Origin of the sequence: Microvirga mediterraneensis (assembly GCF_013520865.1) — a bacterium.
Lineage (GTDB): Bacteria > Pseudomonadota > Alphaproteobacteria > Rhizobiales > Beijerinckiaceae > Microvirga > Microvirga mediterraneensis.
In genome coordinates this window covers 3,125,938-3,144,190 of sequence record NZ_JACDXJ010000001.1, presented here as the reverse complement: position 1 = coordinate 3,144,190, position 18,253 = coordinate 3,125,938, and the positions used below count along the sequence as shown (strand labels likewise).

Here is an 18,253-nt window from a genome sequence, read left to right as displayed (position 1 = left end):
CCAACGGATCCTCAGAGCACAATGCGGCTCTTAGAGCGGAAGAGGGTTTCCGCATCGCGCTTCAAACCGATGACGAGATCCCACTGGCCCTCCGGCATGGGGGTGAGGTTCCTGAAGCGGCCGGGCGACAGCTCGACGAATTCCAAGGGCACATCGCGGCGCTTGTCGGTCGGGTGGGCGAGGCGGATCTCCGGCGATAGGCCTGTGAGCGCCTGCCCCTTGGCGTCGCGGGCCGTGATGACGATGCCAGGCGCCTCGCCGTGCTGCAGGGCCGCTTCGATCTTCCAATGAAGCGCATCCTGGGCGTGGGCCGCTTCGACATCGTTCTTGAACGAAAGCCCGGCCTTGTAGACGCTCTCCGTCTCGACTCCGCTGAAGCTCGAGATCGCGACGCGCACCATGTAGAAATTCACGGCGAAGATGACGCCGAAGAACGTCACGAAATAAAGGAGGACCGTGCGTCCTGTGAGGTGGCGGGGCTGTCGTCCCGCGTTTGCTTTCATGGACATGGACCGTTCCTTAGGGAGCTTTGAAATGATCGCTTGTGCTGACGGTATTGCCGTTGGCGAGGTCGGTCAGGACGAACCGGAGGACGGTCGATTCTTCCGTCGAAGATCCGGTGTCGGTCACCAGCACGCGGGCCTCCAGGGTCTGATCCGGCCCGACGGTCACGACGGAGCGGCCCTGCTGATCCACTTCTCCGCCGACCACGTCGATCCTGGCCCCGCGCAGGCCGTCCACAGAGAGCACGTAACGGCGCTCGTCCAGGTTCTTGTTGGCGACGCGGATGGTGAAACCGTTGCGGATCGAACCGTCCGAGAGGCGCACGAAGAGCGGGTTCCGGTCGTGCATCACGCTCAGGTACAGGCTTTGACGCATCGCGAGCGAGGCGATCATCACGGAGCCGACGAGAGCGATGAGGCCGGCATAGAAGAGGGTCCGCGGACGCACGATGCGGCGCACCTCCGGCCTGCCCTCAATCCGGGCCTGGACGTTCATGTCGGTATCGTAGGCGATCAGTCCCTGCGGACGACCGATCTTGGCCATGACATTGTCGCAGGCATCCATGCACAGGCCACACTGAATGCAGTCGAGTTGCAGGCCCTTGCGGATATCGACGCCCGTGGGGCACACGGCGACGCACTGATCGCAATCGATGCAGTCGCCCGCAGGCAGGCCCTGCAGCTTCAAAGCCTCGTTCTTCTTCATCGAACCGCGCGGTTCGCCGCGGTCGTAGCGATAGGTGACGTTGAGCGCGTACTCGTCGGTCAGCGCGGCTTGGATCCGAGGCCAGGGGCACATATAGGTGCAGACCTGTTCGCGCATGAAGCCGGCGAGGGTGTAGGTCGTGAAGGTGAGGATGCCGATCCAGAGATACGCGACGAACGGAGCCTGGAACGTCGCCAGCTCATAGACCAGCGTCGGAGCGTCGGCGAAGTAGAGAACCCAGGCGCCGCCGGTCCACCAGGCGATCATGATCCAGATGAAGTGCTTCAAGGACTTGCGGCCGAGAACCTTGAGGCTGAGCTTTTCCTTGTCATGGCGCATGCGCTCGCGCCGGTCGCCCTCGATGAAGCGCTCCACCGCGTAGAACAGATCGGTCCAGACCGTCTGAGGGCAGAGATAGCCGCACCAGATGCGGCCGGCGACCGCGTTCATGAGGAAGAGGGTGAGGGCCGCCAGCACGAGCAGGCCGGTGATATAATAGACCTCCTGCGGCCAGATCTCGATGAAGAAGAAATAGAAGCGGCTGTTGGCGAGGTCGACCAGGATGGCCTGGTCCGGCGCATTGGGGCCACGATCCCAGCGGATGAATGGCAGAAAGTAATAAATGCCGAGCGTCACGGCGAGAACGATCCACTTGATCGTACGGTAGCGTCCCTTCACGGCCTGAGGATAGATCTGCTTGCGGGGAGCATAGAGCGGTGCGTCGTCGGTCGAGGCCGAAGATGAAGCTCCGAGAGAATGGGGGAGAGGGGCGTCGGCCATCGAATCCGTCGGTTCGTCTCAATCAGGTATGACGATGGGATACGATGAGGCCGTCCAAACCGCCTTGATCCATATCAAGCAAAGGCCGGAGGTTGCCCCCCGGCCTTTCATCACGCAGGTTTCGGAACTTTCAGGGCCGCTGGTCGCCGCCCAGGGAGTGGACGTAGAGCGTCAGCGACTTGATGGTCGTGTCGTCCAGGCGTCCGTGCCATGTCGGCATGACGCCGCCGCGCCCGTTCATCAATCCCTCCACGATCGCCGCCTTGTCGGAACCGAAGAGCCAGATCTGGTCGGTCAGATTGGGAGCCCCGAGTTCCTGGTTGCCCAGGCCTTTGTCGCCGTGGCAGGCGGCGCAATTGTCGGCGAAGACCTTGGCGCCGGCCGCCAGATCGGCTCCTTTGTCGGTAGGAAGGCCCGAAAGGGAGCGGACGTAATCGGCCGCCTGCAGGATCTCCTCCCGCTTGAGCATCCCGTCGCGGCCGAAGGCGGGCATGGCGCCGGAATGCCCCTGGTCGCTGGTGGAGCGCGCTCCATAGCGGATGGTCTGCTCGATCTGAGCGAGGGAACCGCCCCAGAGCCAGTCGTCGTCGTTCAGGTTCGGATATCCCTTGGCGCCGGCGCCGCCGGCCCCATGGCACGGAGCGCAGTTGTCGCCGAAGGCGGCCTTGCCCTGAGCCCGCGCGAAGGCGAACATCTCGGGGTTCTGCCTGATTTCTTCCAGCGAACTCCCGGCAAGTTTCGCCGTCATGCCGGAGCGCTGCTGCTTGAGAGCTTCCAGATCGGCCACGACCGCGTCCCGTGACTGCCAGCCGAGGACGCCCTTGGTGTAGGACGAGACCATCGGCCAGGCCGGGTAGGCGATGCAATAGGCGATAGCCCAGGCGATACAGGCATAGAAGGTCCACAGCCACCAGCGCGGAAGCGGGTTGTTGAGTTCCTGGATATCGTCCCAGCTGTGCCCGGTGGTGGTGACGCCCGAAATGGCGTCGACCTGTTCGTGCTTGTCATGGGCCATGGGATCAATCCTCCTGGAGAGGCATGCGGGCGGCCGCGTCGAAGCGGTCCTTCCGCGAGGGGGCGAGGGCGTAGATCAGCATCGCTAGGAAGACGACGACGAAGTAGAGGAGCCCCCAGGTCTGGGCGAATTCTGCGAAGAATTTATAGGCGGCTGGCATGATTCCCGATCCTCAGCGCACGTTGGCCTTGTTGTCGTAGAGCTTGAAGTCGACCTGCGTTCCCAGCATCTGCAGATAGGCGATCAGGGCGTCGGCTTCCGTGACCTTCTGCGGGTTGGCGTCGAAGGATCGCGACTGGGCGTTCGGATAGCGCTTGGCGAGGTCGATGGCATTCGGATCGTCGGCCGCGGCCTGGATGCGGATGTCGCTCTCGGCATGCTTGATCATCTCCTCGGTATAGGGAACGCCGAGGGTCGCCTGCACCTGAAGGTCCTGCGCGATGGTCGACGTGTCGAGCTCGGTCCTCTCAAGCCAGGGATAGCCCGGCATGATCGAACCCGGCACGACCGCGCGGGGATCCTTCAGGTGATCTCGATGCCAGTCGTCGGAATATTTGTTGCCGACACGCGCGAGGTCCGGCCCGGTGCGCTTGGAACCCCACTGGAAAGGCCGGTCGTACATGCTCTCGGCCGCCAGCGAGTAATGGCCGTAGCGCTCGACCTCGTCCCGCAGCGGACGGATCATCTGGCTGTGGCAGTTGTAGCAACCCTCGCGCACATAGATGTTGCGGCCGGCGAGTTCGAGCGGGGTGTAGGGCCTGACGCCCGCCACCTTCTCGATGGTGCTTTTCAGGTAGAAGAGCGGCACGATCTCCACCAGGCCGCCGATGGATATCACGATCAGCACGCCGATGATGAGGATGATCGAGTTGGTCTCGAAGATCTTGTGACGGGACCAGAATGACATGATCGTTTCCTTTATTCCGCGGCGATGAGCGCGGGCTGCATGGCCTGAGGAGCTTCCTCGACCGCCTCTCCGACCGTGATCGTCTTCCAGACGTTCCAGGCCATGATCAGGCTGCCGGCCACGAAGAACGCGCCTCCGAGAGCACGGATGACATAGAAGGGGTTCATCGCCTCGACGGTCTCGATGAAGGAGTATTCGAGGAAACCGAGGCTGGTATAGGCGCGCCACATGAGGCCCTGAAGGATGCCCGCGACCCACATCGACGAGATGTAGAGGACGATGCCGAGGGTGGAGATCCAGAAATGCCAGGACACGGCCTTCATGGAGTAGAGCGACTTCTTGTTCCACAGCCATGGGACGAGGCAGTAGATCGCCCCGAAGGAGATGTACGCGACCCAGCCGAGGGCGCCGGCATGGACGTGGCCGATGGTCCAGTCGGTGTAGTGCGACAGGGAGTTCACGGCCTTCACGGACATGAGCGGTCCCTCGAAGGTCGCCATGCCGTAGAAGGCGACCGACACGACCATGAGGCGCAGGACCGGATCGGTGCGCAGCTTGTCCCAGGCGCCCGAGAGGGTCATCAGCCCGTTGATCATTCCGCCCCAGGACGGCATCCACAGCATGACCGAGAATACCATGCCGAGCGTCTGCGCCCAATCGGGCAGGGCAGTGTAGTGCAGGTGGTGGGGACCCGCCCAGATATACATGAAGATCAGCGACCAGAAGTGAATGATCGAGAGGCGGTAGGAATAGACCGGCCGCTCGGCCCGCTTCGGGATGAAATAGTACATGATGGCGAGGAAGCCGGCGGTGAGGAAGAAGCCGACCGCGTTATGGCCGTACCACCACTGCACCAGGGCATCCTGTACGCCCGACCATACGATGTAGCTCTTGGGCGAGAAGATCGACACGGGGATCGACGCGTTGTTGCCGAGATGCAGCACCGCGATGGTCAGGATGAAGGCGAGATAGAACCAGTTCGCCACATAGATGTGCGGCTCCTTGCGGCGCATGATCGTGCCGAGGAAGACCAGGAAGTAGGTCACCCATACGATGGTCAGGAAGAGGTCCGCGTACCATTCCGGCTCGGCGTATTCCTTGCCCTGGGTGATTCCGAGCAAGTAGCCCGTTCCGGCGATGACGATGAAGAAATTATAGCCCAGCACCACGAACCAGGGGGCGATCTCGCCGGCTAGCCGCGCGCGGCAGGTGCGCTGGACCACGTAAAAGGAGCTGGCGATGAGCACATTGCCGCCGAAGGCGAAGATCACCGCAGAGGTGTGCAACGGGCGCATCCGGCCGAAGGAGAGCCATGCGATGTCGAAATTGAGCGCGGGGAAGGCGAGCTGGAGGGCGATCAGCAACCCGATGGTGAAGCCCGCAATCCCCCAGACGATGGAGGCGATCGTGCCGAACTTCACCGGATCCATGTTGTAGTTCGGCTTGCCGCCGATGGTCAGCGGGGGCAGTTGCGCAGGGCGCTCGTAGTACCGGTTCACGATGGCGAACACGGACGCCACACTGGCTGCGGCGAAGAGATAGGCGTGGAAGGCGTATTCGGGCGTATAGGCCTTCGCCGCGATGATGATGCTGAGGAATGCCAGTCCGGCGAGGGCAAGGGCTGAGCCCATCTCGCCGAATGTCATGCCCTTTGAGGGTGCTACCGCTTGAGCCATAGGCTTCAACCTTTTGAGAAAATCGGCGATGCGGTGAGCTTCGCCGTCAGTCAATTCGTTTACGTGTCGTAATGGGAAGGGGCATTGACGCAGATCAAACGCCCCGGTCGGGCCGGCGCCTCACAGGGCGTGGGAATGCCGCTGGGCGCCGCTTTCGAGATAGCGGTCGAAGACGGCGCAGACATTCCGGACCAGGGCGCGACCCTCATCGGGAATCGTCAGGACAAGCCCCTTGCGGTTGACGAGACCATCCCGCGCCAGCTCGTCGATTGCGTCGATCTCGGGCCTGAAGCCATCCGCCGTCGATTGAAAATCTGAAGCGACTTCATTGAGATCGACCGAGAAGTCGCACATCAGGCGCTCGATGATCGTGCGGCGAAGGCGGTCGTCGTCGGACAGAGCGACGCCGCGCACGACAGGGAATTGGCCTTTCTGGACAGCCTCGCGATACGCGACCGTGGTCGGCGCATTCTGGATGTAGCCCTGGGGCAGGGAGCCGATGGCCGAGGTGCCGAAACCGATCAGGGCTGTCGCCTCGTCGGTGGTGTAACCCTGGAAGTTGCGATGAAGCCGCCCATCCTTCTGGCGAACCGCCATGGGATCCTCAGGCTGGGCGAAATGGTCGAGACCAATCTGGACGTAGCCTGCGCGGATGAAGGCCTCGGTCGCCGCCTCGCGCTGCTCGACGCGAGCGACGGAATCGGGAAGCGAGGCCTCCGGCAGGAGAGCCTGATGGCGCTTCATCCAGGGGACATGGGCGTAGCCAAAAAGCGCGATCCGGTCCGGATCGAGCTTCAGGGCAAGATCCACGGAGCGCTTCACGCTCTCGACGCTCTGGTACGGCAGGCCGTACATGAGGTCGAGGTTCAAGCCGCTCACACCCGCCTGCCTGAGCCAGGAAGCGACCTGCGCCGTCTGCTCGAAGGACTGCACCCGGCGGATAGTCTCCTGGACCTTCGGGTCGAAATCCTGGACGCCCAGGCTCGCCCGGTTGAGGCCGGATGCGGCAAGGGCCGTCACATGCTCCGGAGTGATGGTTCTCGGATCGATCTCAACGGCGATCTCGGCTTCCGGCAGAATCCTGAAGGCGTTTCCGAGATGACGCGAGATGCGCTGCAGATCGTCCGGAGACAGAATGGTCGGCGTTCCGCCGCCCCAATGGATATGGGAGACGGCCATGCGGCCGGGCAGGTGGCGCGCCACAAGGTCGATTTCACGCTCCAGGCACTCCACATAGGCAGCGACGGCCTTGTAGCTCCGGGTCACCGCGGTGTTGCACCCGCAATAGAGACAGAGTTCCGCGCAGAACGGCACGTGCAGATAGAGCGACACGGGCCGGACCGGCGCCAGTTCAGCCAGCCAGGATGCGTAGGTTTCAGCCGTGACATCCGGCTTGAAGTGTGGCGCCGTCGGATAGCTCGTATAGCGGGGGACGCGCTGATCGTAGCGGGCGATGAGTTCTGGTTTCATGCCGAAAGCCTTGCATGACGGCACGGTCCGGAGCCTTGATCTGAATCAAAGGCCTTTTGCGCACCGGCCCACTGGGTCCGCTCGGAACGATGCTCTCATTCAAGAAGAAAGCATCGGATTGGATGCCAGAAGTGGAATGCGCTTTTGGGCCCCATGCTTTAGAGCAAGTACCGGAGGGACTCGCTCGCGGCCCTCAAGGATGGCAGGAAGCGTTCCCGCATGTCGTCCGCCGAGACGCGACCGGCCTGGGCGCTGAGATTGAGGGCGATCGTCACTTGGCCGTTCTTCTGGATCACAGGCACGGCAATGGAGCGCAGACCGAATTCCAGTTCCTCGTTGACGATGGCGAAACCCTGATCGCGGGTCTTTTCCAGGACATTGCGGAGTTCTGTCTTGTCGGTGACGGTCTTCGGCGTCCTCGCCTCCAGACGCACGCGCCCGAGATAGGCTTCGATCGTGTCCTCGGACTGGTGGGCCAGAATGGCCCGCCCCAGGGAGGTGCAATAGACCGGAAGGCGGCTTCCGACCCCGAGGCCGATGGACATGATCCGCCGCGTGGCGGAACGGGCGATGTAGACGATGTCGTCGCCGTCGAGGATCGCCGCCGAACTCGATTCGCCCGTCGCCTCCGAGATCTGTTCGAGAAAGGGCTGCACCCGGGTCGAGAGCGAGGCCGAGGAGAGATAGGCGTATCCGAGCCTGAGGATGCGGGGGCTCAAGGAGAAGTAGCGCCCGTCGAAATCCGCATAGTTGAGCTTGGTAAGCGTCAGAAGATAGCGGCGGGCGGCTGCGCGGGTGATGCCGGTCAGCTTCGCCACGTCGGACAGGGTCAGGCGCGGCCGGCTGGCGTCGAAGGCCTCGATGACGAGGAGGCCCTTTTCGAGACTTGCCACAAAGTCCCGGTCGCCGCCCTGATCCTCGATATTGGCACCCTGCATCTCGTTCCCCGAAGGAGTATGGTGAACTTTGGTAGCCTTGACACTACCTCGGCAAATCGTACTACATGTGCGATATAGCTTTCAATGTACGCAATGCGCACAATCGGCTAGACGATAGGATGAGAAAACCGCGATCCAGCGCAATGAGATCGAGGCAGCTCTGAGGGAGGAACGGAATGAAAGTTTCAAAGAAGGTTCTCGGCGTTGCCATCGGCGCCCTGCTGGCCGGCACGGTCTCGGCCTATGCGGATACGATCAAAGTCGGGATCATCGGCCCGTTCTCCGGCCCCTTCGCATTGCAGGGCAAGAACTTCCAGGCCGGCGTCGAGGCCTACATGGCCCTGAACGGCAAGTCCGTGAAGGGTCACGAGATCGAGGTGATCTACCGCGACCTTCCGGCCGCCAATCCAGCGCAATCGCGCGCCCTCGCGCAGGAACTGGTGGTGAAGGACAAGGTTCAGTACCTCGGCGGCGTCTATTTCACCCCGGACGCCATGGCCATCACGCCCCTGCTCAAGCAGGCGAATGTGCCGCTCGTGATCTTCAACGCCGCGACCTCCGCCATCATGACCCAGTCGTCGCTCGTGGTGCGCACGTCCTTCACCACGGCGCAAACGACAACGCCTCTCGGCAAGATCGCCGTCGAGCGCGGCGTGAAGAAGGTCATCTCCGCGGTCAGCGACTATGGACCGGGCGTTGACGCGGAAGTGGCGTTCAAGAAGGCTTTCGAGGCGGCCGGCGGCCAGGTGGTCGAGGCCATTCGCATGCCGCTGAACACCAACGATTTCAGCCCGATCATGCAGCGCATCAAGGATTCCGGCGCCGAGGCTGTCTTCGCCTTCCTTCCTTCAGGACCGACGACCCTGGGCTTCGTGAAGGCCTACAATGAGACCGGCTTGAAGCAGGCCGGCATCAAGTTCTTCGCGCCCGGCGACCTGACGCAGGAATCCGACCTGCCGGCCCTCGGAGACGGCGCCCTCGGCCTCCTGACTACCTTCCATTATGCCGTCTCGCACGACTCACCGGAGAACAAGAAATTCGTCGAAGCGGCGAGCAAAGCCATCGGCGGTGCCGATCAGCTGTCGTTCCCGTCCGTGGGTGCCTATGACGGCATGCACGTGATCTATAAGATGATCGAGGCGACGGACGGCAAGCAGGATGCCCAGAAGGCCGTGGATGCCGTGAAGGGCCTGTCCTGGACGAGCCCGCGCGGCCCGGTCAGCATCGACGCCGAGACGCGCCACATCACGGAGAACATCTATCTTCGCGAAGTCGCCAAGGGCGCCGATGGGAAAACCTACAACAAGGAAATCCAGACCTTCCCGAACCAGAAGGATCCCGGCCTCGCGACGCAGTGAGGCTATGACATTAGCAATTCAGAAGGCGCGGCCATCCGATGCCGCGTCTTCTCATCGGCAGGCCAGACAAGCGCCCGGGAATATGCATGCAGACCATCCTCAGCATTGCGATCGACGCCTTTGCTTATGGCATGGCTCTGTTCATCATCTGCATCGGCCTGTCGCTCACGATGGGCCTGATGCGGGTGGTGAACCTGGCGCATGGTGCCTTCGCGATGATCGCGGGATACATCGCTTCCTATGCGGCCCGTGATCTCGGGCTGGGATATGCGGTCGCCATCTTCCTGGCGATCATCGGCACCGTCATCATCTCCATTCCCCTGGAGCGTCTTCTCTACCGTCGCATCTACGGCAGCCCCGAGCTCACCCAGGTGCTGATGACCATCGGCATCACGTTCTGCATCATCGGCATCACCAACTACTTCTTCGGCCCGACCCTCAAGACCATTCCGCTTCCCGGCAGCTTGAGCCAGCCCGTTGATGTGGGGATCCGGACCATTGCTGGGCATCGCCTCTTCGTCATGGCCTGCGGTGTCGTCGTGGCCGGCGGCCTCTGGTACCTGATCGAGAAAACCGATTTCGGCATCAAGCTACGGGCAACGGTCGACAATGCGGCCATGGCCGATGCGCTCGGCGTGCGCACCCCGGCGATCTATGCCATCAGCTTCGCCATCGCCATCGGTCTGGCGGCCCTGGGCGGCGTTGTCGGCGCCGAGTTCCTCCCGATCGAGCCGTACTACGCGCTCCGCTACATGGTGACCTTCCTCGTCGTCGTGTCCGTCGGTGGGGCAGGATCGATCCCCGGCGCCGTGGTGGCCTGCCTCCTGCTCGGCGCCGTCGACACCACGGGCCGCTACCTGATGCCGGAGTTCGGCAACTTCTTCTTCTATGCGGCCGTCATCGCCATCGTCTGCGTGTTCCCGCGCGGCTTCTTCGGAAGGGCCCAGTAACGTGCAGGTCATCGCTCGGACAGAGAGAGTTGCCGCCACTCCTTCCGTGGGAGGCCGATGGCTGCGGGATATGGCCGGCGTGATCCTGATCATCGCCGCGGGCCTTGCAGGGTATTGGCTGTTCCCGGACAACCTCGCGCTGCTCACCCGCGTCATTGCCGTGGCGCTTCTCGTCCTCTCGCTCGATCTCATCACGGGTTATTGCGGCGTGGCCTCCCTCGGGCAGGCGTCGTTATTCGGAGCCGGCGCCTATGCGGCCGGGATCGCCTGTGTGAACGGCGTCACCGAACCCTTGACGCTCGTCGCCATCGGGGCCGGTGCGGGAGCGATGGCAGGACTTCTCATGGGCACGATCATGCTGCGCGCCCACGGACTTGCCCAGCTCGTCCTGTCGATCGCCATCGTCCAGCTCTTCCACGAGGCCGCCAACAAAGCATCGGCTTACACGGGCGGCAGCGACGGGCTCGCGGGCCTCATGGTGAGCCCGCTCTTCGGCATGTTCGAGTTCGATCTCTGGGGAAAGACGGCCTATCTCTTCGGGCTCGCCCTACTGGTCGTCGTGTTCGTCGCCCTGAAGTTCATCGTCTCCTCGCCGTTCGGCATGCTGTGCCGGGGCATCAAGCAGGATCCGGTCCGCATCCGCGCCATGGGCTCCTACGTGTTTCCGGTTCTGCTGAAGATGTTCGTGATCGCAGGGGCGGTGGCCGGAACGGGTGGAGCCCTGGCTGCCATCTCGACCCAGGTGGTCGGTCTCGACAGCGTCAGTTTCGAGCTTTCCGCCAACGCGCTGGTCATGCTGGTGCTCGGCGGACTCGGCACCCTTTACGGCGCGATCGCCGGAACCGTCATCTTCATGGGATTCGAGCATATCGTCTCGGCCATCAACCCATTTCACTGGATGACGATGGTCGGGGCCCTGCTGATCGCCGTCGTGCTCGCGGCGCCCGACGGCCTTAGCGGCCTCTACGAAAGGTTCTTCAGAGACGGCAAGCGCATCAACGGAGGCCGGGGATGAGCGACCTCTTCCGCGTCGAAGGCCTCACCAGGAATTTCGGCGGCCTCGCCGTCAGCCGGGATATATCGTTGTCGATGACGGCGGGCGAGCGGCTTGCCCTCATCGGGCCGAACGGCGCCGGCAAGACCACTTTCGTCAATCTGGTGACCGGGCAGCTTCGCCCGAGTGCCGGTCGCGTGACCCTCAACGGACAGGACGTCACGGGACTTGGCGCCGTACAGCGGGTTCGCAGCGGGCTTGTCCGGACATTTCAGGTCACGCGATTGTTCTCGCAGATGACCCCCGAGGAGCACGTGACGCTGACGGTGCTTCAACGGCAAGGCAAGGCCGCGCGGATCCTGAGCCGTTTTACCGGAAACTCCGAGGTGGCAGGGGAAGTCGAGAGCATCCTGTCCGCCCTCGGATTGCTGGACGTGGCCCGGCGGAAAGTCGGCGAGATCGCCTATGGCCAGCAGCGCCTGCTGGAGATCGGCATCGCCCTGGCGCTGCGCCCGAAGGTGCTGCTTCTCGATGAGCCGGCGGCCGGCGTTCCGTCCAGCGATACGCCGAGGATCGAACAGGCGCTGGAGCGCCTGCCGCCGAGCCTGGCGGTGCTGATGATCGAGCACGACATGGATCTCGTCTTCCGCTTCGCCAAGCGCGTAGTCGTGCTGGCGGCGGGCGAGATCATTTTCGAGGGACGGCCCTCGGAGGTCGCCGCCAACGAAAAGGTCCGTGAAGCCTATCTGGGGAACTATGCCCATGCCCGCAGCGTCGCTTGAAGTGCGAGGATTGAGCGCGGGCTACGGCCCGACGATCGTCCTGGAGGATGTGTCCTTCTCTGTGCCCGCCGGCGCGCGCCTGTCCATCCTCGGACGGAACGGGATGGGCAAGACGACGCTGCTCTCGACTCTCATGGGCCTGAACCGGCGCTACGGCGGTGAAATCCTGATTGGCGGCGCCGACGTCACGTCCCTCAGGAGCTCGGAACGGGCGCGCAAGGGCATCGGGCTTGTGCCGCAAACGCGGGACATCTTCCGCTCGCTGACCGTCGAGGAGAACCTGATCGTGGGCGTGAAGGACCGGCCGCGCAGCGTCATTCATGAGGCGTATGAGATGTTCCCGCGTCTCCGTGAGCGACGCAGCAACCTCGGCTGGCAATTGTCCGGCGGCGAGCAGCAGATGCTCTCGACCGCCCGGAGCATCCTCGGCCGGCCTTCGGTTCTGCTTCTCGACGAGCCGCTCGAAGGCTTGGCGCCCGTCATCTGCGAGGAACTCATGGCCGCTTTCACGCGGCTCGCGTCCAGCGGCGAAATGACGATCCTGCTCGTCGAACAGCGCCTGGAAAGCGCACTCGACTTCGCGGAGTCCGTCCTGATCCTGGAGCGTGGGCAGATCGCCTGGCAGGGAACGAGCGCAGCTCTGCGCGCCGACCAGGGACTGGTCGAGCATTACATCGGCGTCGGCTCGTTGCATTGAGGTGGGGCATGGCATTCATACGCGTCAACAGGATCGTTCTGCACCATCAAGTTCTCGGCCGGGCCGAGGGACCGGCCCTTGTCTTCATCAATTCCCTGGGGAGCGATTTCCGCATCTGGCAGGAGGTCGTGCCCGCCTTCGCGGATCGGTTCCGGGTCGTCCTCTACGACAAGCGCGGGCATGGCCTCTCGGACGCGCCGCCTGCGCCCTATACGATCGACGATCATACGGGCGATCTGATCGCGCTCCTCGATCATCTCGATATCGACAAGGCCGCCCTCATCGGCCTGTCGGTCGGGGGGATGATCGCGCAGCGCCTGGCGGTGCGGTCACCCGAGCGGGTACAGGCTCTCACGCTGTGCTGCACGGCTGCGAAGATCGGGACGCCGGAACTCTGGGCCGAGCGGATTGCTGGCGTCGAGAAGGGTGGAATCGAGCCGCTCGCGGACAACGTCCTCCAGCGCTGGTTCACGCCTTCGTTCCGGGAAAGCCATGCGGACGAGGTCGCTGGCTGGCGCAACATGCTGGTTCGCACGCCCGCTCACGGCTATGCCGGGACCTGCGCGGCGATCCGCGATGCGGACCTGAGACCCGATGCCGGCCGGATCGCGGCGCCGACCCTGTGCGTCGCCGGCGATCAGGATGGGTCGACTCCCGCGGACGTGGTCAAGGACACGGCCGAGCTCATCCCTGGCGCGAGGTTCGCGCTGATCGACGGAGCTGGACACATTCCCTGCGTCGAGAAGCCTGCCGTGCTGTCGAACCTCATCAACCGGCATATGCAGGAGGCTGGACTTGTCTGAGAACGAACACAGCGAACGCTACAAGGCCGGGATGGCGGTGCGCCGCGAGGTGCTCGGCGATGCCCATGTGGACCGGGCGAGCGCCCAGATGACGGAATTCGACGCCGACTTCCAGACCTTCATCACGGAAGGCGCCTGGGGTTCGGTATGGTCGCGTCCCGGTTTCACGAAGCGAGAGCGCTCCATCGTGACCATTGCGCTCCTCGCTGCGCTCGGCCAGGACGACGAGGTCGCCATGCATGTCCGAGCGACGCGCAACACCGGCGCGACGAAAGACGACATCAAGGAGGCGCTGCTGCACGTGGCGGTCTATGCGGGCGTGCCGGCGGCCAACCATGCCATCAAGATCGTCAAGAAGACTTTTGCCGAAATGGAAGCGGATCCCGAGCCTCAAAAGTAAGAGGTGAGGGTTGTTGGCGCAGCTTCGGTTAGGGCTGCGAGGGAGAGCCAGGATGTCGGATCAGGGATCATACTACCAGAGGGACCGGAGCTGGCATCCGGCCGCGCTTACGCCGCAATACAAGACCTCGGTGCTGCGCTCGCCGCGATATCCGCTGCTGTCCCTCGACAACACCATTTCCGAGATGACGGGACCACGGTTCGGTCACGACAAGATCGGCCCGCTCGACAACGACCTGATCCGCAACTTCGCCAAGACGGGGGATCCCATCGGCCAGCGCATCGTCGTCTATGGCCGCGTGCTCGACGAGAACGCTCGCCCCGTACCGGGCACCCTTGTGGAGTTCTGGCAGGCCAATGCGGGCGGACGCTACCGGCACAAGAAAGAGACGTATCTGGCTGCCATCGATCCTAATTTCGGCGGCTGCGGGCGCACGATCACGGACGGGGAGGGGCGATACTGGTTCCGCACCATCAAGCCAGGCGCCTATCCCTGGCCGAACGGTGTCAACGACTGGCGCCCGGCGCACATCCATTTCTCGCTTTTCGGCCACGCCTTCGCGCAGCGCCTGATCACGCAGATGTATTTCGAGGGCGACCCGATGATCTGGCAATGCCCGATCGTCTCGACCATTGCCGACAAGGCCGCCATCGACCAGCTGACTGCCGTGCTCGACCGCAACGCCACGCTGCCCATGGACGCGCTCGCCTACAAGTTCGACATCGTCCTGCGCGGACGCCGCTCCACGATGTTCGAGAACAGGATGGAGGGGAACTGATGTTCCAGAAGCCGACGACACTCAAGGAATCGCCCTCCCAGACCGCCGGGCCCTACGTCCATATCGGCGCTACGCCGAATTGGGTCGAGATCACCGGCGTGTGGGAGGAGGATCTCGGCCTCGTCATCGTCGGGCCTGAGACCAAGGGCGAGCGGATTATCGTCAAGGGCCGCATCTTCGACGGCAGCGGAAACGCGATCAAGGATGCGCTCGTCGAGAGCTGGCAGGCCGACGCGGCAGGCCTCTACAATAGCCGCGAGGAGATGCGCGGGCAAGCCGATCCGAACTTCGCCGGATGGGGCCGTCAGCCGACGGACGCCACGACGGGCGAGTATCGCTTCGAGACCATCAAGCCGGGCCGTGTTCCCTACAGGGACGGCCGTCCGATGGCGCCGCACATCACGTTCTGGATCGTGGCGCGCGGCATCAATATCGGCCTGCACACGCGGATGTATTTCGGCGACGAGGAAGCCGCCAACGCGGAATGTCCGGTTCTAGCGCGGATCGAGCACAAGTTCCGGGTTCCGACCCTCATCGCCTCGCGCAGCGAGGAGAACGGGATGCCGACCTACACCTTCGACATTCACCTGCAGGGTGAGAAGGAAACCGTGTTCTTCGATATCTGATTGCCGAGCTGAAAGCATATCATGGCCAAGTTTCAAAGCCTCAAGGAGGCCGTTGCCGAGAACCTGCATGACGGCGATACGGTCGCCTTCGAGGGGTTCACCCACCTCATTCCCCATGCGGCCGCCCATGAGGTGATCCGACAAGGGATCAGGGATCTCACGCTGATCCGCATGACCCCGGACATCATTTACGATCAGATGATCGGTATGGGCCTCGTGAAGAAGATCATCTTCTCCTACGCGGGCAATCCCGGCGTCGGACTCCTGCGCCGCATGCGCGACGCCATCGAGAACGGCTGGCCCCGATCCATCGAGACGGTGGAGCACAGCCACGCGGCCATGGCCAATGCCTATGAGGCGGGAGCCGCGGGACTGCCCTGCGCCGTGTTCCGAGGCTATCTCGGGGCAGGCCTGAAGGACGTGAACCCGGCGATCAAGAGCATCACCTGCCCGTTCACGGGCGAGGAGCTCGCGGCGGTGCCGGCCCATCGTCCGGATGTGGCGGTGATCCACGCGCAGAAGGCAAGCCGGCGCGGTGACGTTCTGGTGGAAGGCATCGTCGGCGTGCAGAAGGAGGCGGTCCTGGCATCCAGGCGCTCGGTGGTGACGGTCGAGGAGATCGTGGAGGATTTCGACGACCTGCATCCGAACCTCTGCGTGCTGCCGCACTGGACCGTGACTTCCATCGTGCAGGTCCCGGGCGGGGCGCACCCATCCTACACCCATGGGTATTACGAGCGCGACAACGCCTCCTATTTGGAATGGGACAGGATCTCCGCCGACCGTGACCTATTCACGGCCTGGATGAATGAGAACGTGCTCGGTCGAGGCCCAGAGGTGTTCGCCGAGCGCGTGAAGGGATTGCAAGAATGACCAGTGTTTCCGATTTCACGCCCACCGAGATGATGACCATCGCGGCGGCCCGCGCCCTGTCCAACGACGATGTGTGCTTCGTGGGCATCGGGGCTCCCTCGGCGGCCTGCAACGTGGCCCGGCTGACCCATGCGCCCGACATCACCCTGATCTATGAGAGCGGCACCATCGGCACGGCGCCGAACGTGCTTCCGCTCTCCATCGGCGACGGCGAGCTGTGCGAGACGGCGGTCACCACCGTGTCCGTGCCGGAGATGTTCCGCTATTGGCTTCAGGGCGGGCGCATTTCCATCGGCTTCCTCGGAGCGGCCCAGCTCGACCGTTTCGGCAACATCAACACCACGGTCATCGGCGACTATCACAAGCCCAAGGTGCGCCTGCCCGGCGGCGGTGGCGCGCCCGAAATCGCCAGCTCCTGCAAGGAAGTTTTCATCACCATGAAGCAGGCGACCCGCGGCATGGTGGAAAAGATCGACTTCTACACCTCCTTCGGCCATGGCGAAGGCGGGAACCACCGCGAGCGTCTCGGCATCAAGACCAAGGGGCCGACACTCCTGATCACGGATCTGGCGATCTGGAAGCCGGATCCCGAGACAAAGGAATTCACCGTTGTGTCGATGCATCGCGGCGTCACTCGCGATAAGGTGCAGGAAACCTGCGGCTGGAAGGTGCGATTCTCGGATTATCTGGAGGAGACGCCTCCGCCATCCGAACTCGAACTCACCACCCTGCGCGAGCTTCAGGCCAGGACCGAGAAAGCTCACGGCGGCAAGAAGGGACATTGAACATGCGCGAAGCCTTTATCTGCGCCTACGTGCGCACGCCCATCGGCCGTTACGGCGGTTCTCTCTCCGGCGTCCGTGCGGACGACCTCGCGGCGGTGCCGTTGAAAGCGTTGCGGGAACGCCTCCCGAACCTCGACTTCGAGGCCGTCGACGACGTGATCTATGGCTGCGCCAACCAGGCCGGCGAGGACAACCGCAACGTGGCCCGCATGGCCGTGCTGCTGGCGGGATTGCCCGGCTCGATTCCCGGAACCACCATGAACCGCCTCTGCGGTTCGGGCATGGATGCGGTCATCGCGGCGGCTCGCGCCATCAAGGCAGGCGAAGCGGAGATCATGATCGCGGGCGGCGGCGAATCCATGTCGCGCGCGCCCCTCGTGATGCCGAAGGCCGAGACGGCCTTCTCGCGCAACGCAGAGATCTACGACACCACCATCGGCTGGCGCTTCATCAATCCGGTGATCAAGAGCCAGTACGGCGTCGATTCCATGCCGGAGACCGGCGAGAACGTGGCGGCGGATTTCAACGTCTCGCGCGAAGATCAGGACGCGTTTGCGCTGCGCTCCCAGAAGAAGGCCGCAGCGGCGCAGGCCAATGGGCGTTTGGCGCAGGAGATCGTGCCGGTCACGATCCTGAAGCGAAAGGGCGACCCGGTGATTGTCGACAAGGACGAGCACCCGCGTGGCGACGCTACCCTGGAGCAACTCGCCAAGTTGCCGACGCCTTTCCGCAAGGACGGAACGGTGACGGCCGGCAATGCCTCCGGCGTCAATGACGGCTCGGCCGCATTGATCGTGGCGTCCGAGGAGGCCGTCCGGAAGTTCGGCCTCGAACCGATCGCCCGCGTGGCCGGCGGAGCCGCCGCAGGCGTTGCGCCTCGCATCATGGGCATCGGGCCGGCGCCGGCGACAAAGAAGCTCTGCGCCCGCCTCGGCCTCAAGCCGACAGATTTCGACATCGTGGAGCTGAACGAGGCTTTCGCCAGCCAGGGCATCGCGGTGCTGCGCGATCTCGGCATCCCTGAGGATGCGGAGCATGTGAACCCGAACGGCGGAGCCATCGCGCTCGGCCATCCGCTCGGCATGTCCGGCGCGCGCATCACCGGCACGGCGGCGCTCGAGCTGAAGCTCAGGGGTAAGAAGCGAGCGCTCGCCACCATGTGCATCGGCGTAGGGCAGGGCATCGCCGTCGCCCTCGAAGCCGTGTGACGCG

The 18,253-nt window shown here is 63.6% G+C and carries 20 protein-coding genes; 12 read left to right on the top strand and 8 right to left on the bottom strand.

Going from position 1 to position 18,253, the window contains the following annotated elements:
* Positions 1-11: 11 nt before the first annotated feature.
* The 8 genes from H0S73_RS14830 to H0S73_RS14795 all read right to left on the bottom strand — a co-directional run bounded on the left by H0S73_RS14830 (position 12) and on the right by H0S73_RS14795 (position 7,995).
* Positions 12-509, bottom strand: coding sequence for a FixH family protein (locus H0S73_RS14830; RefSeq protein ID WP_181052878.1), 498 nt, complete (start codon positions 507-509; stop codon positions 12-14).
* 10 nt (positions 510-519) lie between these two features.
* Positions 520-1,989, bottom strand: a complete 1,470-nt coding sequence (gene ccoG, locus H0S73_RS14825) for a cytochrome c oxidase accessory protein CcoG (RefSeq protein WP_181052877.1) — start codon at positions 1,987-1,989, stop codon at positions 520-522.
* Between the two features lie 130 nt (positions 1,990-2,119).
* Positions 2,120-3,004: a cytochrome-c oxidase, cbb3-type subunit III gene (ccoP, locus tag H0S73_RS14820; protein WP_181052876.1), complete on the bottom strand. Its 885-nt coding sequence runs from the start codon at positions 3,002-3,004 to the stop codon at positions 2,120-2,122.
* A 4-nt stretch (positions 3,005-3,008) separates the two neighbouring features.
* Complete coding sequence (locus tag H0S73_RS14815; protein ID WP_114947708.1) at positions 3,009-3,164, bottom strand: cbb3-type cytochrome c oxidase subunit 3; 156 nt, start codon at positions 3,162-3,164, stop codon at positions 3,009-3,011.
* A gap of 12 nt (positions 3,165-3,176) precedes the next feature.
* Positions 3,177-3,911, bottom strand: coding sequence for a cytochrome-c oxidase, cbb3-type subunit II (ccoO, locus tag H0S73_RS14810; protein ID WP_181052875.1), 735 nt, complete (start codon positions 3,909-3,911; stop codon positions 3,177-3,179).
* 11 nt (positions 3,912-3,922) lie between these two features.
* Positions 3,923-5,587, bottom strand: coding sequence for a cytochrome-c oxidase, cbb3-type subunit I (gene ccoN / locus H0S73_RS14805; protein WP_181052874.1), 1,665 nt, complete (start codon positions 5,585-5,587; stop codon positions 3,923-3,925).
* A 120-nt stretch (positions 5,588-5,707) separates the two neighbouring features.
* Positions 5,708-7,057: an oxygen-independent coproporphyrinogen III oxidase gene (gene hemN, locus H0S73_RS14800; protein ID WP_181052873.1), complete on the bottom strand. Its 1,350-nt coding sequence runs from the start codon at positions 7,055-7,057 to the stop codon at positions 5,708-5,710.
* 158 nt (positions 7,058-7,215) lie between these two features.
* Entirely contained in the window at positions 7,216-7,995 is a 780-nt protein-coding gene (locus H0S73_RS14795; RefSeq protein WP_181052872.1) for an IclR family transcriptional regulator domain-containing protein, read from the bottom strand.
* Positions 7,996-8,171: 176 nt separating this feature from the next.
* On the opposite strand from H0S73_RS14795, the gene H0S73_RS14790 reads away from it, so the two are divergent.
* The 12 genes from H0S73_RS14790 to pcaF all read left to right on the top strand — a co-directional run bounded on the left by H0S73_RS14790 (position 8,172) and on the right by pcaF (position 18,249).
* Positions 8,172-9,353: an ABC transporter substrate-binding protein gene (locus H0S73_RS14790; protein WP_181052871.1), complete on the top strand. Its 1,182-nt coding sequence runs from the start codon at positions 8,172-8,174 to the stop codon at positions 9,351-9,353.
* Between the two features lie 86 nt (positions 9,354-9,439).
* Positions 9,440-10,303: a branched-chain amino acid ABC transporter permease gene (locus H0S73_RS14785; protein ID WP_181052870.1), complete on the top strand. Its 864-nt coding sequence runs from the start codon at positions 9,440-9,442 to the stop codon at positions 10,301-10,303.
* A 70-nt stretch (positions 10,304-10,373) separates the two neighbouring features.
* Positions 10,374-11,318, top strand: coding sequence for a branched-chain amino acid ABC transporter permease (locus tag H0S73_RS14780; RefSeq protein WP_246388935.1), 945 nt, complete (start codon positions 10,374-10,376; stop codon positions 11,316-11,318).
* A complete protein-coding gene (locus H0S73_RS14775) occupies positions 11,315-12,079 on the top strand; it encodes an ABC transporter ATP-binding protein (RefSeq protein WP_181052869.1) in 765 nt (254 codons plus the stop codon). The genes H0S73_RS14780 and H0S73_RS14775 overlap by 4 nt, the downstream gene beginning before the upstream one ends.
* Complete coding sequence (locus H0S73_RS14770) at positions 12,060-12,776, top strand: ABC transporter ATP-binding protein (protein WP_181052868.1); 717 nt, start codon at positions 12,060-12,062, stop codon at positions 12,774-12,776. The genes H0S73_RS14775 and H0S73_RS14770 overlap by 20 nt, the downstream gene beginning before the upstream one ends.
* Before the next feature lie 8 nt (positions 12,777-12,784).
* A complete protein-coding gene (gene pcaD / locus H0S73_RS14765) occupies positions 12,785-13,579 on the top strand; it encodes a 3-oxoadipate enol-lactonase (RefSeq protein ID WP_181052867.1) in 795 nt (264 codons plus the stop codon).
* A complete protein-coding gene (gene pcaC / locus H0S73_RS14760) occupies positions 13,572-13,979 on the top strand; it encodes a 4-carboxymuconolactone decarboxylase (RefSeq protein ID WP_181052866.1) in 408 nt (135 codons plus the stop codon). The genes pcaD and pcaC overlap by 8 nt, the downstream gene beginning before the upstream one ends.
* A gap of 52 nt (positions 13,980-14,031) precedes the next feature.
* Complete coding sequence (gene pcaH, locus H0S73_RS14755) at positions 14,032-14,757, top strand: protocatechuate 3,4-dioxygenase subunit beta (protein WP_181052865.1); 726 nt, start codon at positions 14,032-14,034, stop codon at positions 14,755-14,757.
* On the top strand, positions 14,757-15,383 hold the full coding sequence (pcaG, locus tag H0S73_RS14750; protein ID WP_181052864.1) for a protocatechuate 3,4-dioxygenase subunit alpha: 627 nt from the start codon (positions 14,757-14,759) through the stop codon (positions 15,381-15,383). The genes pcaH and pcaG overlap by 1 nt, the downstream gene beginning before the upstream one ends.
* A gap of 21 nt (positions 15,384-15,404) precedes the next feature.
* Complete coding sequence (locus tag H0S73_RS14745) at positions 15,405-16,256, top strand: CoA transferase subunit A (protein WP_181052863.1); 852 nt, start codon at positions 15,405-15,407, stop codon at positions 16,254-16,256.
* Positions 16,253-17,041, top strand: coding sequence for a CoA-transferase subunit beta (locus H0S73_RS14740; RefSeq protein ID WP_181052862.1), 789 nt, complete (start codon positions 16,253-16,255; stop codon positions 17,039-17,041). Before H0S73_RS14745 ends, H0S73_RS14740 begins: the two co-directional genes overlap by 4 nt.
* Positions 17,042-17,043: 2 nt before the next feature.
* The gene (gene pcaF / locus H0S73_RS14735; RefSeq protein WP_181052861.1) at positions 17,044-18,249 is read left to right on the top strand and encodes a 3-oxoadipyl-CoA thiolase; all 1,206 of its coding nucleotides are present in this window, start codon (positions 17,044-17,046) and stop codon (positions 18,247-18,249) included.
* Positions 18,250-18,253: the final 4 nt, after the last annotated feature.

What these genes read in the sequence shown, in the direction of transcription:
- H0S73_RS14830 (WP_181052878.1), bottom strand. Translation starts at nt 509, where the DNA reads ATGTCCATGAAAGCAAACGCGGGACGACAGCCCCGCCACCTCACAGGA.
- ccoG (WP_181052877.1), bottom strand. Translation starts at nt 1,989, where the DNA reads ATGGCCGACGCCCCTCTCCCCCATTCTCTCGGAGCTTCATCTTCGGCC.
- ccoP (WP_181052876.1), bottom strand. Translation starts at nt 3,004, where the DNA reads ATGGCCCATGACAAGCACGAACAGGTCGACGCCATTTCGGGCGTCACC.
- H0S73_RS14815 (WP_114947708.1), bottom strand. Translation starts at nt 3,164, where the DNA reads ATGCCAGCCGCCTATAAATTCTTCGCAGAATTCGCCCAGACCTGGGGG.
- ccoO (WP_181052875.1), bottom strand. Translation starts at nt 3,911, where the DNA reads ATGTCATTCTGGTCCCGTCACAAGATCTTCGAGACCAACTCGATCATC.
- ccoN (WP_181052874.1), bottom strand. Translation starts at nt 5,587, where the DNA reads ATGGCTCAAGCGGTAGCACCCTCAAAGGGCATGACATTCGGCGAGATG.
- hemN (WP_181052873.1), bottom strand. Translation starts at nt 7,057, where the DNA reads ATGAAACCAGAACTCATCGCCCGCTACGATCAGCGCGTCCCCCGCTAT.
- H0S73_RS14795 (WP_181052872.1), bottom strand. Translation starts at nt 7,995, where the DNA reads ATGCAGGGTGCCAATATCGAGGATCAGGGCGGCGACCGGGACTTTGTG.
- H0S73_RS14790 (WP_181052871.1), top strand. Translation starts at nt 8,172, where the DNA reads ATGAAAGTTTCAAAGAAGGTTCTCGGCGTTGCCATCGGCGCCCTGCTG.
- H0S73_RS14785 (WP_181052870.1), top strand. Translation starts at nt 9,440, where the DNA reads ATGCAGACCATCCTCAGCATTGCGATCGACGCCTTTGCTTATGGCATG.
- H0S73_RS14780 (WP_246388935.1), top strand. Translation starts at nt 10,374, where the DNA reads ATGGCCGGCGTGATCCTGATCATCGCCGCGGGCCTTGCAGGGTATTGG.
- H0S73_RS14775 (WP_181052869.1), top strand. Translation starts at nt 11,315, where the DNA reads ATGAGCGACCTCTTCCGCGTCGAAGGCCTCACCAGGAATTTCGGCGGC.
- H0S73_RS14770 (WP_181052868.1), top strand. Translation starts at nt 12,060, where the DNA reads ATGCCCGCAGCGTCGCTTGAAGTGCGAGGATTGAGCGCGGGCTACGGC.
- pcaD (WP_181052867.1), top strand. Translation starts at nt 12,785, where the DNA reads ATGGCATTCATACGCGTCAACAGGATCGTTCTGCACCATCAAGTTCTC.
- pcaH (WP_181052865.1), top strand. Translation starts at nt 14,032, where the DNA reads ATGTCGGATCAGGGATCATACTACCAGAGGGACCGGAGCTGGCATCCG.
- pcaG (WP_181052864.1), top strand. Translation starts at nt 14,757, where the DNA reads ATGTTCCAGAAGCCGACGACACTCAAGGAATCGCCCTCCCAGACCGCC.
- H0S73_RS14745 (WP_181052863.1), top strand. Translation starts at nt 15,405, where the DNA reads ATGGCCAAGTTTCAAAGCCTCAAGGAGGCCGTTGCCGAGAACCTGCAT.
- H0S73_RS14740 (WP_181052862.1), top strand. Translation starts at nt 16,253, where the DNA reads ATGACCAGTGTTTCCGATTTCACGCCCACCGAGATGATGACCATCGCG.
- pcaF (WP_181052861.1), top strand. Translation starts at nt 17,044, where the DNA reads ATGCGCGAAGCCTTTATCTGCGCCTACGTGCGCACGCCCATCGGCCGT.